The organism is Algibacter sp. AS12, assembly GCF_046736315.1.
In the GTDB taxonomy this organism is placed as follows: domain Bacteria; phylum Bacteroidota; class Bacteroidia; order Flavobacteriales; family Flavobacteriaceae; genus Algibacter_B; species Algibacter_B amylolyticus.
Map to the genome: position 1 here is coordinate 2,606,972 of NZ_CP151841.1, position 15,107 is coordinate 2,622,078.

The following is a 15,107-nucleotide window of genomic DNA, read 5'->3' on the forward strand; positions in this document are numbered from 1 at the left end:
CAGTCCTTAAAAATAGGATAACCAATTCGGGGTGTAGCGTAGCCCGGTTATCGCGCCGCGTTTGGGACGCGGAGGTCGCAGGTTCGAATCCTGCCACCCCGACTAACCTAGAGATAGGAATTATTTAAAACACCGTTAATCATTGATTAAGGGTGTTTTTTTTTGTTTAAACTAAAGGTGTTCAATAATAAGATTCTTAAATCCGTAAGAGTTTAGTTGAAAGTGCATTCTGCTTTAGTATGGGTTTTTTCTATTTTGCTAGTTTTTTGCTAAACGATTTATTGAATCTTTGCGTTTTAGCGGTCTTTTCTTATGTTTTATTGAGTTTTCGATATTTAAAACGTTATTTATTTTAATAATAGCAAAATAGTTTCTATATTTGGTGTACCAATTTGGTGTACCAATTTTTATTTTTAGAAATTAATGTAAAATTGAACTAAATTAATTTGTGTTAAGTTCAATGCCATTTGGGTTTTAATTAGAAGATATTCTTTTTCGTATTCTGAATAATAGGTAATTAAACTAAAACTTTAAAATAAGATGACCAACAAATTCACTAATTTATTTAAACTATCGTTTTTATTGATTTGTATACTAGTATTGAGCAGTTGCAATAATAAACCTAAAAAAACAACAGAAAAGGAAGCTATAACTAATATTTATCCAAGTGATGTTATTCCTTTTATGGCAGAATGGAAAATTCTTTGTGGTGATGGTGAAAGTTTTAATGACTTAATTAATGTTGAGCACAAAGATTTTTTTTATGTAGCTAAAGATGGGGAAACTAATTGGGTGGTTTATAAAACGCCAAACTCAGGTATTACTTCTAGGACATCTAGTAATACAAGAACAGAATTAGGACAGAAAAAACATTGGATACCAGAAACAGGTGGCAAGTTAACAGGAACCTTAAAGGTGCAAAATGTTTCAATTTCTGGTGATGCTAGAGTTGCGGCTTCGTATTCGGTAGTAGTTGGTCAAATTCATAGTGATGAAGGTCATGAAAACGAACCTATAAAAATCTTTTACAAAAAATTCCCTGGTCATACAAAAGGTTCTGTATTTTGGAATTACGAAATTAATACGGCTGGCGATAACTCGAAACGATGGGATTATTCAACACCTGTTTGGGGTTATGATATGTCTGTTGTTGGTTCTACTCCAGAAACGTATCCTGAAGAGCCAAAGGATGGTATTGCTCTGGGTGAAGAGTTTAGCTATGAGATTAATGTTTACAAAGGCATCATGTATCTTACCTTTAAGAGTAAAGACCATGATACAGTAAAGTTTACTAAAAACTTGTTGAAATCCGATTTTTCTACTAAGTCGGATATGCCAGAACAAATAAAAACGTTGTACGCTGCAATAGGTAGAGATGGTGTAGAGCGCGATAGCGCTTATGCCGGCGAAATTAATTATTTTAAGCAAGGTGCCTATAATCAAACAAACGGAAAAAATCCTGAAGATAATATAGTATGGAGTACAGGCGCCGAGACTTACAGTGGTGATATTGCTAAACAATATGCAAATGGCTGTTATGCCGAAGTTTGGTTTAAGGAAGCAACCGTTGGCGAAGGAACCATGCCGATTCTAGAATAATTATTCTTATTTAAATTGCAGATGAATTCAAATAAGGTGATTTATATAATGGGCGTTTCGGGCTGCGGAAAGAGTACTATTGGGAAAATGCTTTCAAAACGTTTAAATATTCCATTTTTTGATGGTGATGATTTTCATCCACAATCAAACATAGATAAAATGAGTAACGGCCTTCCTTTAAACGATGCAGATCGTTTGGGGTGGTTACAAACACTTAATGAGTTGGCCAAAGTAGAACTTCAAAAAAACAGTTGTGTTATTGTTTGTTCGGCTTTAAAAGAATCTTACAGAACATTATTAAATAAAGGCGTTGAGGCCCAAACAGCATGGGTGTATTTAGTAGGAAGTTATAATCAGATTTTAGAACGGCTTAATAAAAGAGAAAATCATTTTATGGATTCCAACTTATTGCAATCGCAATTTGATACGCTCGAAAATCCATCTCATGCTCTAGAAATAAATATTGGTTTAACACCAGAAGAAATAGTTGATAAAATAACAAAGGAAATAAAGATGAAATCAGAATTTGGGTTATTTGGATTAGGTGTTATGGGAAAAAGCTTAAGTAGAAACTTGGCTCAAAAAGGATTTAATATTTCCGTGTTTAATCGCGAAGTAAAAGGAACGGAAGAAGATGTTGCCATAAATTTCAAGAATAGTCATAAAGAACTAGATTCGGCACAAGCATTTTCAGATATACAAGGCTATGTAAATTCGCTACAAACACCACGCAGAATCATGCTTATGGTTAATGCGGGTAAAATAACAGATTATGTAATTGAAGATTTAATCCCTTTTTTATCAGAAGGAGATATTTTAATTGATGGTGGTAATTCAAATTACTTAAAAACGAAGGAGCGTTACGATTATTTAAAATCTAAAAACATTCATTTTATAGGTGTTGGTGTTTCTGGAGGCGAGCAAGGTGCGCTTAAAGGACCTTCTATAATGCCAGGTGGGAATAAGGAAACATATAACTTAGTAAAACCGTATTTAGAAAGTATTGCCGCTAAAGATGATAACAATTTACCTTGCTGTACTTATATAGGCGAAGAGGGTAGTGGGCATTTTGTGAAAATGGTTCATAATGGCATTGAATATGTTGAAATGCAATTGTTGGCCGAAGTGTATACCATTTTAAAAACAATGGGCAAAACCCCTGATGAAATAGCCAATATTTTAGAGTCTTGGAAACCTAAAGCTGATAGTTATTTGCTAGGAATAACAGTTGATGTTTTAAGAAAGAAAGATGGTAATGGTTGGTTAGTAAATAAAATAGTAGATAAAGCAGGTAATAAAGGTACTGGAAACTGGACAACAATAGCTACGGCTCAATTAGGCGCTCCTAGTACTTTAATAGCTTCGGCATTATTTGCACGTTATACTTCTTTTTATAAAGAAGAAAGAATTCAGGCTAGTATAAACCTAAACATTAATCCATCTATTTTAAATTTAGAAATTGAAGATGTTTGTAATGCTTATCAATTTGCAAGAATAATAAACCATTACCAAGGTTTAAAATTAATTTCTGAAGCAGGAAAAGTTTATGGTTGGCATTTAAATTTAAGCGAAATTGCTAGAATATGGACCAATGGCTGTATTATTAAATCGGATTTTATGGTAGAGCTAATTCCTGTTTTAAAAGAAGATGATAATATATTAAAAAACAAGCTAATAATAAATCGTGTAAAAGCTTTAAAACCATCAATTAATAAAGTGGTTTCAGAATGTGTGTTAAAGGAGTTAACAGCACCTTGTTTAAGTGAGTCTGTTAATTTTTTAAATGCTTACGCCACGGCAAATTCATCGGCAAACATCATTCAAGCGCAACGCGATTATTTTGGTGCACATACCTATCAACGTATAGACGATAATTCGGGTAAATTTCATCATACCACTTGGAATTAACCACTCCAATTTAAAAATAGATAGCAATTAAACTAAACTAATTATAATGTCAGAATCAAAAGAGAAAAAATCTTTATTACAAAAAATTATAGCTATCGTGTTGGGGTTTGGTCCAGGTATTTTTGCAATTGGTTATACCATTGGCACAGGAAGTGTAACTTCAATGATTGTTGCGGGTAGCCAATTTAATATGCAGCTATTATGGGTGTTATTGTTAAGCTGTGTTTTTTCTGGTGTACTTATGTTTGTTTACGGAAACTATGCTTTAATAACGGGCGAAACAGCTCTTTTTGGCTTTAAAAAACACTTGAAGTACGGTAAGCTCCTAGCTATTTTAATTATAGTGGGTATTACCTTTGGACAGTGGAATTCCTTAATGGGAATTTTAGGTATTTCTTCCAATATAATTTATGAAATATTAGCCGTTAATTTTGACGGCTTAGAAGGGTTAAAATATGAAACCGTATTAATAACGGCTATTATAATAATTGTTGTCTTTTACCTGCTAATGCTAGTTGGTAAGTATACCTTTTTCGAAAAAGTATTGGTCATTTTCGTAACGCTAATGGGGCTTTCGTTTGTGCTATCGTTATGCCTCGTACAACCATTACCTATGGATGTGGTTTCTGGTTTAATACCATCTATTCCAGATGTTCCAGATGGTAAAATGTTAGTTGCCGCATTTGTTGGTACTACTATGGCAGCTGCAACTTTTCTTTCGCGTCCGTTATTTGTTAAAGGAAAAGGTTGGACTATTAAAAACTTAGATCAGCAGAAAAAGGATTCTATTACCGCTGCAGTTTTAATATTTGTAATTAGTGGAACTATTATGGCGGTAGCTGCAGGTGCTTTGTTTTATGATGGTAAAGTGGTTACGCAAGTTTTAGATATGGCAAATACTCTAGAGCCAGTTGCAGGAAAATGGGCTGTTACTATTTTCTTTTTTGGAGCTTTAAGTGCTGGTTTATCTTCTATATTTCCTTGTTTATTAATAGCTCCTTTATTGGTTGCCGATTATCAATCTGGTGAGTTAGATACAAGTTCTAAACAATTTAAAATTATTACCGCGGTAGCCTGTTTAGTCGCTTTAATTGGACCTGCTTTTGGAGGTAACCCAATTGAAATTCAAATTCTATCTCAAGTTTTTAATGTCTTTATTTTACCACTTGTAGTTTTAGGAATCATTTTATTAGCAAATAATAAAAAAATAATGAAAGGTTATAAAACCAGTATTTGGGTAAATATTGGTCTGTTTGCTGCTTTGTTTTTCTCTTGTGTAGTGTCGTATACTGGCGTATTAGGCATCATGACAAAGTACTTTTAGTAAGTCTATTTTAAATCAAATTCGATAAATCGATTATAATATGAAAAATCAATTAAAATTTTTAGTTCTAGCAATAGTCCTCTTAACATTAACATTTTCATGTAAAAATGAAGAATCTAGTGCCGGATTAGTTAAAGACATTTCCGAATTTAATGAGGCTGTTAAAAATGCAAGCCCAGGCGATGTTATTACTTTAGCTAATGGTGTTTGGAATAATGCAGAGTTAGTTTTTGAAGGCAAAGGAACGGCCGAGGACCCTATTACTTTAACTGTTGAAGAAAAAGGTAAAGTAACTTTAGAAGGCAACTCAAACCTTCAATTAGCTGGCGAGTATTTAATTGTTGAAGGACTAGTATTTAAAAACGGTTACACACCAACTAACGCTGTGATTTCATTCAGAAAAAACAGAGAAGAAATGGCTAATAATAGCCGATTAACCGAATGTGTTATCGATAATTATAATAACCCAGAGCGTCAAGTTCAAGATTATTGGATTACCATCTACGGGAAAAATAACCGTATTGATCATAACCATATTGTAGGTAAAAAGAACCTTGGGGTAACCATGATTGTTGGTTTAGATACTAAAGAAAGTCGCGCTAATAATCATCAAATAGATTATAATTATTTTGGTCCGCGCCCTACATACGGAAATAATGGAGGCGAAACATTACGTATAGGAACAAGCCACCATGCCTTAGAGAATTCAAATACCTTAGTAGAATCTAATTATTTTGATAGAACTAATGGCGAACACGAAATAATTTCAAATAAAGCATGCCAAAACACCTTTAAATACAATACCTTTTTTGAGTGTACAGGAACTTTAACCATGCGCCATGGAAATGAAACATTGGTTGATGGAAATGTGTTTATTGGAAACAACAAACCAAGTACAGGTGGTGTGCGTATTATTAATGAAACGCAAACGGTAATTAATAATTATCATATTGGCTTAACAGGGTATCGTTTTAGAGGTGCTTTTGTAATGATGAATGGTGTGCCAAATTCGCCACCAAATCGTTATGTGCCAGTAATCGATTCTAAATTAAATAATAACACCTTTATTAATTGCGAACATATTCAATTATGTGCGGGTAGCGATGCAGAAAGAAGTCAAGCTCCAAGAACTTCAGAAATCTCAGGAAACATATTTTATAACGAAAACAAGAAAGATATTTTCACTATTTATGATGATATAAGTGGCATTACTTTTAAGGATAACTTTCTAGGTGCAAACGGAGAAACTTCAATTAAAGAAGGTTTTGAAAATGCAGATATTGCATTAGTTAAAAATGAACAAGGATTTTTAATTCCAACTTCAGATAAAATTAAAAACAAAATTACAATTAGCCCAAAGGTGGCGACTAAAGAAAATACAGGAACGACTTGGTATTCCAAAGAAGATAGAGAGGTAGCCTTAAATTCTGGGAAAGCAATTCAAGTAGCATCGGGTATCAATACCTTGTATGATATTGTAAAAATATCTGAGCCTGGAGACATTATAGAGTTAGAGGAAGGTGGAACATATTTGATAACTAAAGCAGTTAAAATAAACCACCCGTTAACCTTTAAAACCTCTGGGAATAAAAAAGCTACTGTTTTATTTGAGCGTATGATGGCTTTCGAAATTCAAGACGGTGGTAGTTTATCTCTTGAAAACGTTGCGTTCGATGGAACAAAATCTCCGGATTACGCTGGTAATTCTGTTATAAGCACAAGTAAAAACTCCATGATTGAAAACTATAAATTATTTATAGATAATTGTGAGTTTAAAGATATGGTAGTTAATCATTCATTTGATGTATTGCGAGTATCTAAAGGAACTTTTGCAGATACTATTAGCATTCAAAATTCAACATTTAAAAACATTTCAGGCCATATTGCGGCTTTAGATAAAGAAACCGATGATATTGGTGCTTATAATGTGGAGTATTTTATCATGAAAAATAATGCAGTATCAGATTTACAAGGTGCAGCATTGCGTTTATACCGTGGTGGGAAAGATGAGAGTACCTTTGGCCCATTTCTAGAAGTTGATCATAATGTTTTTAATAATGTTGGGCACGGTAAGAAAAATAAATATGAAGCAGCTATGTCGTTATATGGTGTTCAGGTTAATGCTATTGAGAATAATATATTTAATGAATCGAAAGGTTTAAAAATGCATTTGGTAGTTGGAGAGCCTGTAGTGGATATTTTGAATAATAATTTTTATAAATCGGATAAATTATTTGTTACTGGCGACCAAAAATATAATGTGGAGAATCTTTGGAGCCTTAACCCAGGTTTTGATGGTGATACATTCATATTAAGCGAAAATTCTCCTTTACTAGGTAAAGGAACAGATAAATTAAACCTTGGAACTATTAACTAGCAAAACCGTTTTTTTAAGCAATCTAGTTTTAATAGTTATATATATTTTTGGTATACTAATTAAATTTTTAAATAATGAATTTAGATGTCCTTTCGAAAAATGAAAATCAAGAAATTACTAATCGAGTTAAAAAGATAATTTCTCAAATAAGTGATTTAATTAGCGAAAAACATTTGGAGCCTGGTGATAAGTTACCTGCTGAACGAATACTAGCCGAAAAGTTTGGTGTTAGTAGAAGAAGTGTTCGAGTGGCCATACTTAAGTTAGAGTCTTATGGTATATTAATCTCTATGCCTCAAAGCGGAACTTTTATTGCAAATATTGGAACTATTGCCATGAAAGGGATGATTAAAGATATTTTAAATCTTGGTCTGCCAGACTTTAAATCTTTAGTAGAGACACGGATTTTACTAGAACTTAAGGCGGTAAGTTTAGCAGCAGAAAGACGTACAGAAGAAGATTTAAAAGGTATTAAAGCAGCGCTTGATGCCCATGAGACTAAATTATTAAGTGGTGAGGATGCTGTTCAAGAAGATTTATTGTTTCATTTAGCAATTGCTAAGGCTAGTGGAAATGTAACCATGAATCAAATTATGTTCGGTATTACACCTCAAATCATTGTAGATTTTAAAAAGTACCATAAAGATTACGATAATCTAGATGATTTAAGAATTAAAGAACATGTAGATATTTACCAAGCTATTAAAGATCAGGACCCAGTATTGGCAGAAAAAAGGATGAAAAAGCACTTTAAGTTATTGTACGAATACTGTGGTGTAAGCTAAAGGTAGAGGATATAAAATAATAAAACTAACTATAAGATAATTCTGTGTTTTTAGGATTATCAACTCAAATAACATAATAAAATATGAATTATAATACTAAACTAGCGGGTAAAAATGTATTGATTACAGCTGGTGCACAAGGAATTGGCGAATCTATAACAAGGCATTTTATTGATAGCGGTGCAAATGTTGCTATCCACTATTTTTCTAGTTCAGAAACAGCAAATCAATTAACTGAATACGCCATAAATAAAGGACAAAATGCAATCGCTATGAGTGGAGATTTAACTAAAGAAACTGATGCCAATGCCATGGTTGAGAAAACTGTTGAGGTTTTAGGTGGATTAGATATTCTAATTAATAATGCAGGATCTTTAGTAGCACGTAAAATGCTAAACGAAATGGAGGCAGAGTTTTGGCATAAGGTTATGGATATTAATCTAACCTCAATGATGTTTGTAACACGTGCAGCGGCGCCTTATCTAGCAAAAAACGAGACAAGTAGTATTGTAAATTTAGCATCACTTGCTGGTCGTAAAGGTGGTCATCCAGGTTCATTAGTATATTCTACAAGTAAGGGTGCTATTTTAACGTTTACTAGAGCGCTTTCAACAGAGTTAGGAGGTCAGGGAACAAAGGTTAATGCTGTGGCTCCAGGGCTTATTCTAGGTACATCATTTCATAATACGCATACTACTAAAGAATCAGCAGCCCAAACCATATCCGGAATTCCAATTAACCGTGCAGGTAATGCCGCCGATGTTGCTCGAGCAGTGTTGTTTTTAGCTTCAGAATATGATGGATTTATAACCGGTGCTACACTCGATATTAATGGTGGTGTTTATAATATGTAATTTATAGATGTTAGGGCTTTGCTTTTTTTTTAGCTTAACACATATTTTAAAACAACCGTGGTTAAAAAATATCTAAACCAAACCTAAATTGAATTGGTTGAGGTCGTTACGACTAGCGATAGTTTTATTGGTATTTAGAACTTTTTTAAGTAAAAATTAATTTCTCCTTAATATTATTTGTGTTTTATCATAAAAATAACGTATTTTTGGTAAACCAGTTTGGTTTACCAATAGATCAAGTAGAATAACACTAGTTTTAAGCAAGTAGCAGAGTCTTCTTGTTTTTTATTAAGATTTCTATTTTTACTTGGTATCAGTACTCATAAAAGAAACAATTATTATACGTGTCTGGGGCATTGATTTGGTATTACTAAATGTAATTAAAGAAATAATTACAGGAGTAATAGATAAAAAAGGTCTTGTAGTCTGTTGCATTTTATAATTACATAGATGTAATAAACTCAAGATTAAAGGTCTCAGATAACAATGTGAGTTTATGGTTTAGGCTTACATTAGTTTGAGTTAGTTTGTTTGAAAATACTGATCTATAAATTTAGGTCAGTATTTTTTTTATATGCATTTTTAAGTTTTAGGCAAAAAAGAGAGCGAGTTTCTATAGAGAACTTAAACCTTGTAGAATCCTAATTAGTAATAAATATGGGGCAAATGGGTTATATTTTATATAAATGAATAATAAGTTATGGTGAATAGCAATTTGGAAATTTTAATTTTACATCCTTCAAGCTAATCTAAAGATACAGCAATGCATTCTTAATTTATAGTTAATTTAGAAAATGGCTGAAGCAAAAAAATATACTAAATTGCAGTTCTCAATTCAAATCATAAAAATTAATTAAAATATAACATTCATGGAATTATATCCTATAAAATTTGAGCCACTTTATAAATACCGCCTTTGGGGAGGTGAAAAATTAAAAACACACCTTAATAAAGATTATAATGAGGAAAGTATAGGTGAATCATGGGAGATATCCGATGTAAAGGGAGATGAAACTAAGGTTTTAAAAGGCGCTTTAAAAGGACAAACCCTTAAACAACTAATCCAGAAGTATAAAGGTGCTTTTGTAGGTGAATCTGTTTATAAAACTTTTGGGGAAGACTTTCCGTTATTAATCAAGTTTATTGATGCCAAAACACCATTATCAATTCAAGTACACCCAAGTAATGAATTAGCAAAGGAGCGTCATAACTCATTTGGAAAAAATGAAATGTGGTATGTCATGCAAGCCGATAAAGATGCTGAATTAATTGTAGGTTTCGAATCTGAGATTGATAAAGAGGAATATCTTAAACAATTGGAAGAAGATACTATACTAAACGTTATGCATCATGAAACCGTTGCACAGGGAGATACTTTTTATATTCCTACTGGACGTATTCATGCTATTGGTGCTGGTGTTTTACTAGCTGAAATACAGCAAACGTCAGATGTTACTTATAGAATTTACGATTACAATAGAGTTGATGCTACAACGGGTAAAGAACGCGAATTACACAACGAATTAGCTTTAGATGCAATAGACTTTAAATATTACGATAATTTTAAAACGGATTATAAGAAAGAGGTAAATACATCGAACATCTTAGTACATTCTCCGTATTTTAAAACTAACTTTATTAAAGTTGAAGGAGAAATTACTAAAGATTACACTAAGTTAGATTCTTTTGTAATTTATATGTGTGTTAGTGGAGGTTTAGAAATTGAATCCAACAATGAAAAATACACATTAAAAATAGGAGAAACTATATTATTACCTGCTGTAATCGATAATGTGAAAATTTCATCTAATAAGGCAGAGTTTTTAGAAATATACTATTAGTTGTTTTAATTTTTTCATTAAATTAAGCTTCCTTAAATATGGCAAATTCAGTTTAAATAAATGCTATATAGTTAATTGTATAGCAGATTTTTAATAGCTTTTAAATCCAATATGAGTATAAAAAAAGGTTGTATTAGTGTTTTATGTTGTTTAATAGCCTGTTTTAGTTACGGGCAATTCAATAATATAAAATTTGAAAATTTAGATACTTATAATGGACTTTCTAGTAGTACTTGCGAAGAGATTTTTCAAGATAAAGAAGGTTTTTTGTGGTTTGGTACTATCGATGGTCTTAATAAATATAATGGCTATGAGTTTGAGGTATTCCGGTCTGTTTTAAACGATTCTACTTCCATAAGTAATAATAGAGTAAATGCAATTGCCGAGGATAATGAAGGAAACCTGTGGGTGGGAACCACCAATGGCTTAAATTTATTCAATAAAAAAACCAATAAGTTTACAAGGGTAAATTTATATCGGCAAATAGCAATGTCTAATAGTTCTGAAAAGATTATTAATGATTTGTTGTTTGACTCTGCTAATAATACCCTTTGGGTAGCTACTAATATTGGTGCCATTAAAATTATTTTAAGCGATTATTCTGGTAATCAAAATAATTTCACCTACTCGTATTATATTAATGATCAATCCAACGTAACATCTATAGATAATAATGGGGTTAATGTAATTTTAAAGGATGAAAATAATATTATTTGGATTGGTACAAAAGGCTCACATTTAAACAGGTATAACGCTAAAAAAGATAATTTTGATAGAGTTTATATTGAAAATAAAGAGTCTTATGAGTTAGACCATATACCTAAAAAGGTTGTAATTGATAGTGATGGCGATTTCTGGATAGGAAACGACCTTTCTAACCTTATATTTTGGGATAAGGACCAAAATCATTTTAAGCATGTTTCTTTATCGGATAGGAGTGTGCCAATTTTTGATATCTATCAAGATAAAAATGGTTTGTTTTGGGTTTCTACAGATATTTTTGGATTGTATATATTCAAAAAGGAAAATAATAATGCTGTATTGCTTAAGCATATTTTAAATGATTATACAGATCCGTTTTCCCTTCCAAACAATAAGCCAACTAAAATTATTGAAGATAGAAATGGTATCTATTGGATTGGCAGTTACGATAAAGGAGTTAGTAAATTAGATTTGTCTAACAACTCCTTTGGACATTACTATTACAAGGCTAATAATGCAAATGGTTTGAGCGAGAAAACGGTACAATCTGTTATGCAAGACTCAAAAGGAAGAATTTGGATTAGTACATATAATGGTGGTCTTAATTTGTTTGATGAAAAAACAGAATCCTTTCAGCACTACGGAAACGATCCCGATCATAAAAAATCTTTGAGTTCAACACAAATCTTATATACTTTTGAAAGTCATGATGGGGCTATTTGGGTATGTACCGTAGATGGTGGCGTTAATAAATTCAATCCAGAAACTAAAACCTTTCAAGCTTATCTGCATAATGATTCAGATAGTTTATCTATAGGTCAAAGTTCGGTATGGACAGGTGTCGAAGATTCTAAAAACCGCATTTGGTTTGGGCTTCGAACAGAAGGAGTGAGTTTGTATAATCCAAAAACAAATCATTTTTCCAATTATAAAAGTCATTTTGGGAAAGAAAAGCGACTGCTTAGCAACTCTGTGTTATGCATGTTTACAGATTCCAATGAAAGATTGTTTATTGGAACCTCGTTAGGATTGAATTATGTTAATCTCAACAATCTAGAAGATTATATTCCTAAAAGCATAAATTTTAACCAAGTTAAAGCTAAGGCGCTTGAAGGTGTAGGTGTAAATTATGTTACCGAAGATCATCTTGGAAATATCTGGGTAGGTTCTGATAATGGTGTGTACAAGTTAGATTCAAACCTAAATATATTAAAATCTTACTCATCATTAGATGGTTTGCCTAATAACTTAGTTGTTGGAATTGTAGAAGATGATAATTATAATATCTGGATAACCACCAAAGGAGGTTTGTCTCTATTGGATACAAGAACACATCAATTTAAAAATTTTAATACGCACGATGGGTTACAGGGACCAGAGTTTCAAAGTAAATCTATATTTAAAACACAAAACGGACGTATACTAATAGGTGGTATTAATGGGCTTAATATATTTCATCCAAACGATGTTATTATTCCTGCTTCGGTTAATCTTAAACCTAGAATAACTAGTTTTAAATTAAATAATAAAACAGTAGTTGCCGAAGATGTTGTAAACGGAAGGGTGCTTTTACACAAAGATATTGATGAGGTTAAGGATTTAGTTTTAAAGCATAATGAAAACTACATTTCCTTTGAGTTTTTAGCACTTTATTTTGTTAACCCAGAGCAGGTGCAATATGCCTATAGAATGAAAGGCTTAGATGATGATTTTATTAATTTAGGACCAAATAGAGTGGTTAACCTTTCTAATTTAGAGCCTGGTGATTATACTTTTGAGGTTAAAGCATCAGCAAATACCGAGTGGGAAAAAAATCAAACAGCTTTTGTTAATATTGAAATATTACCACCATTATGGAGAACCTGGTGGGCGTATTTAATCTATTTTTTAATAGGTGTTTTTCTGTTTTGGATCGTAGCTAAGTATTATACATCTAAAGTTCAAGAGGAGCAGAAACATGAGTTAGACCAAATGAAACTTCAGTTTTTTGTTAATGTATCTCACGAATTTAGAACACCGTTAACTCTAATTTTAAATCCAGTCGATAAAATACTTTCGAACTATAATAGCGATCCAGAATCGGTAAAAACATCAGCATTATCAATTCAGCGTAGTGCCAGACGTTTGTTGCATTTAGTAAATCAATTGTTAGATTACAGAAAGATGGATGTTGGCATGTCGCCACTTCAGTTAGAAAAAGGGGATATTGTTAAGTTTAGTCAAGATATATTTTCGCTATTTAAAGATTTAGCTTTTAAAAAAGAGATTAATTATACTTTTGAAAGTGATTCATCAAAAATTATATCGCTTTTCGATTATGATAAAGTAGAAAAAATTATTACAAACTTAATTTCCAATGCTATTAAATTTACAAATAGTGGAGGCGATATTACCATAAGTATTAATAGGGTAGAAGATTCCGGAAATAGTGCAAAACTGCCATTTTTGAAAAATGATGGATTAAGCGATTATATCGAAATAATTGTAAAGGATACTGGAGTTGGACTAGATAAAGAACAGATGAGGCGTATTTTTTCTAGATTTTATAATTTAGATGAAAATAAGGCGGGAACGGGTATTGGTCTTAATTTTACCAAAGGATTAGTTGAGCTGCACGGGGGCGAAATACTGGTTGAGAGTAAGCATAAAAAAGGTACTATGTTTATAGTGAAATTACCTCTAAATTTAGATGGTAAAGCAGAAACAGTCGAGAATGTTAAAAATGAATTTTTAATAAACTCTATGAAAGCTGTTGAATATGATATGTTAATTTCTAATGACGATTTACCAAGAGTAAACCAAAAGAGTTCTGCTAGTACAGCCGAAGATGGTGGTAAATTGCCAATAGTACTAATAGTTGAGGATAATAAAGAGCTTAGAGTGCATTTAAGTAACGATTTAAATGATGAATATGTTGTTAAGGAAGCTGTTAATGGGGCCGAAGGGCTAATTGCCGTTAAGAAACACATGCCAGATATTATAATTAGTGATGTTATGATGCCTAAAATGGATGGCTTCGAGATGTGTAAATTAATAAAGTCAGATATCGAAACGTGCCATATTCCAGTTATTTTACTTACAGCAAAAACCTTAGTTGAAGATAGAATACATGGTTACGAGCATGGGGCCGATGGGTATTTAGCAAAACCTTTTGTAACGAAAGTTTTAAGAGCTAGAATTGTTAATTTATTAGAATCTAAGAAAAGACTTAGAAAGCGATTTTCTGAAATTGGGGGTGTTTTTCCATCTAGCGAAGTAACTACCAATAATTTAGACGAAGCTTTTTTAGATAGGGCAACAAGAATAATAATAGAAAACATAAGTGATATTGATTTTAAACAGGAGCACTTGTTAAAGGAAATGAATATTGGGCGTTCTCAATTTTACAGAAAAATAAATAACTTAACAGGGAGCAACCCAAGTAACTTTATACGTACCATACGTTTACGTTATGCTTCAGAGCTATTATTAAAGAATGATTACTCTATTAAGGAAGTTACACACATGACGGGGTTTAACTCTACAGCATACTTTAGTAAAACCTTTAAGGAGTTATTTAATGTAACACCAAGTCAATTTATCGAACAAAGTAATACAGAATCTGAACAACAAGAATGACGTTGAAATTTAATTGTTAAATCTTATTGTGAATGGTATTAAAACAAAAAAACAGCTTATTAGTTTATTAAGCTGTTTTTTCATTTTATATAATTCCTT

At 32.0% G+C, this 15,107-nt stretch carries 8 protein-coding genes and 1 tRNA gene; all 9 read left to right on the plus strand.

What is annotated here, in order from left to right; translation table 11 throughout:
• The first annotated feature begins 27 nt into the window (after nt 1–27).
• A tRNA-Pro gene (locus AAFN75_RS11025) sits at nt 28–102 on the plus strand.
• Nucleotides 103–540: 438 nt separating this feature from the next.
• Nucleotides 541–1,599 (plus strand): polysaccharide lyase family 7 protein, encoded by a 1,059-nt coding sequence (locus AAFN75_RS11030; RefSeq protein WP_411806358.1) that lies wholly within the window; start codon nt 541–543, stop codon nt 1,597–1,599.
• A 21-nt stretch (nt 1,600–1,620) separates the two neighbouring features.
• Nucleotides 1,621–3,507, plus strand: a complete 1,887-nt coding sequence (gnd, locus tag AAFN75_RS11035) for a decarboxylating NADP(+)-dependent phosphogluconate dehydrogenase (protein ID WP_411806359.1) — start codon at nt 1,621–1,623, stop codon at nt 3,505–3,507.
• 46 nt (nt 3,508–3,553) lie between these two features.
• Complete coding sequence (locus AAFN75_RS11040; RefSeq protein ID WP_411806360.1) at nt 3,554–4,831, plus strand: Nramp family divalent metal transporter; 1,278 nt, start codon at nt 3,554–3,556, stop codon at nt 4,829–4,831.
• Between the two features lie 40 nt (nt 4,832–4,871).
• Nucleotides 4,872–7,208 (plus strand): chondroitinase-B domain-containing protein, encoded by a 2,337-nt coding sequence (locus tag AAFN75_RS11045; RefSeq protein WP_411806361.1) that lies wholly within the window; start codon nt 4,872–4,874, stop codon nt 7,206–7,208.
• A gap of 74 nt (nt 7,209–7,282) precedes the next feature.
• Complete coding sequence (locus AAFN75_RS11050) at nt 7,283–7,993, plus strand: FadR/GntR family transcriptional regulator (protein WP_411806362.1); 711 nt, start codon at nt 7,283–7,285, stop codon at nt 7,991–7,993.
• An 83-nt stretch (nt 7,994–8,076) separates the two neighbouring features.
• Entirely contained in the window at nt 8,077–8,847 is a 771-nt protein-coding gene (locus tag AAFN75_RS11055) for an SDR family NAD(P)-dependent oxidoreductase (protein WP_411806363.1), read from the plus strand.
• An 869-nt stretch (nt 8,848–9,716) separates the two neighbouring features.
• Nucleotides 9,717–10,688 carry a type I phosphomannose isomerase catalytic subunit gene (locus AAFN75_RS11060; RefSeq protein WP_411806364.1) on the plus strand — a complete coding sequence of 324 codons (972 nt, stop codon included), beginning with the start codon at nt 9,717–9,719 and terminating at the stop codon, nt 10,686–10,688.
• A gap of 111 nt (nt 10,689–10,799) precedes the next feature.
• Nucleotides 10,800–15,008, plus strand: coding sequence for a two-component regulator propeller domain-containing protein (locus AAFN75_RS11065; RefSeq protein ID WP_411806365.1), 4,209 nt, complete (start codon nt 10,800–10,802; stop codon nt 15,006–15,008).
• Nucleotides 15,009–15,107 lie beyond the last annotated feature (99 nt).

Excerpts from the sequence above, each read along its gene's own strand:
- AAFN75_RS11030 (WP_411806358.1), top strand. The coding sequence starts at position 541 with ATGACCAACAAATTCACTAATTTATTTAAACTATCGTTTTTATTGATT.
- gnd (WP_411806359.1), top strand. The coding sequence starts at position 1,621 with ATGAATTCAAATAAGGTGATTTATATAATGGGCGTTTCGGGCTGCGGA.
- AAFN75_RS11040 (WP_411806360.1), top strand. The coding sequence starts at position 3,554 with ATGTCAGAATCAAAAGAGAAAAAATCTTTATTACAAAAAATTATAGCT.
- AAFN75_RS11045 (WP_411806361.1), top strand. The coding sequence starts at position 4,872 with ATGAAAAATCAATTAAAATTTTTAGTTCTAGCAATAGTCCTCTTAACA.
- AAFN75_RS11050 (WP_411806362.1), top strand. The coding sequence starts at position 7,283 with ATGAATTTAGATGTCCTTTCGAAAAATGAAAATCAAGAAATTACTAAT.
- AAFN75_RS11055 (WP_411806363.1), top strand. The coding sequence starts at position 8,077 with ATGAATTATAATACTAAACTAGCGGGTAAAAATGTATTGATTACAGCT.
- AAFN75_RS11060 (WP_411806364.1), top strand. The coding sequence starts at position 9,717 with ATGGAATTATATCCTATAAAATTTGAGCCACTTTATAAATACCGCCTT.
- AAFN75_RS11065 (WP_411806365.1), top strand. The coding sequence starts at position 10,800 with ATGAGTATAAAAAAAGGTTGTATTAGTGTTTTATGTTGTTTAATAGCC.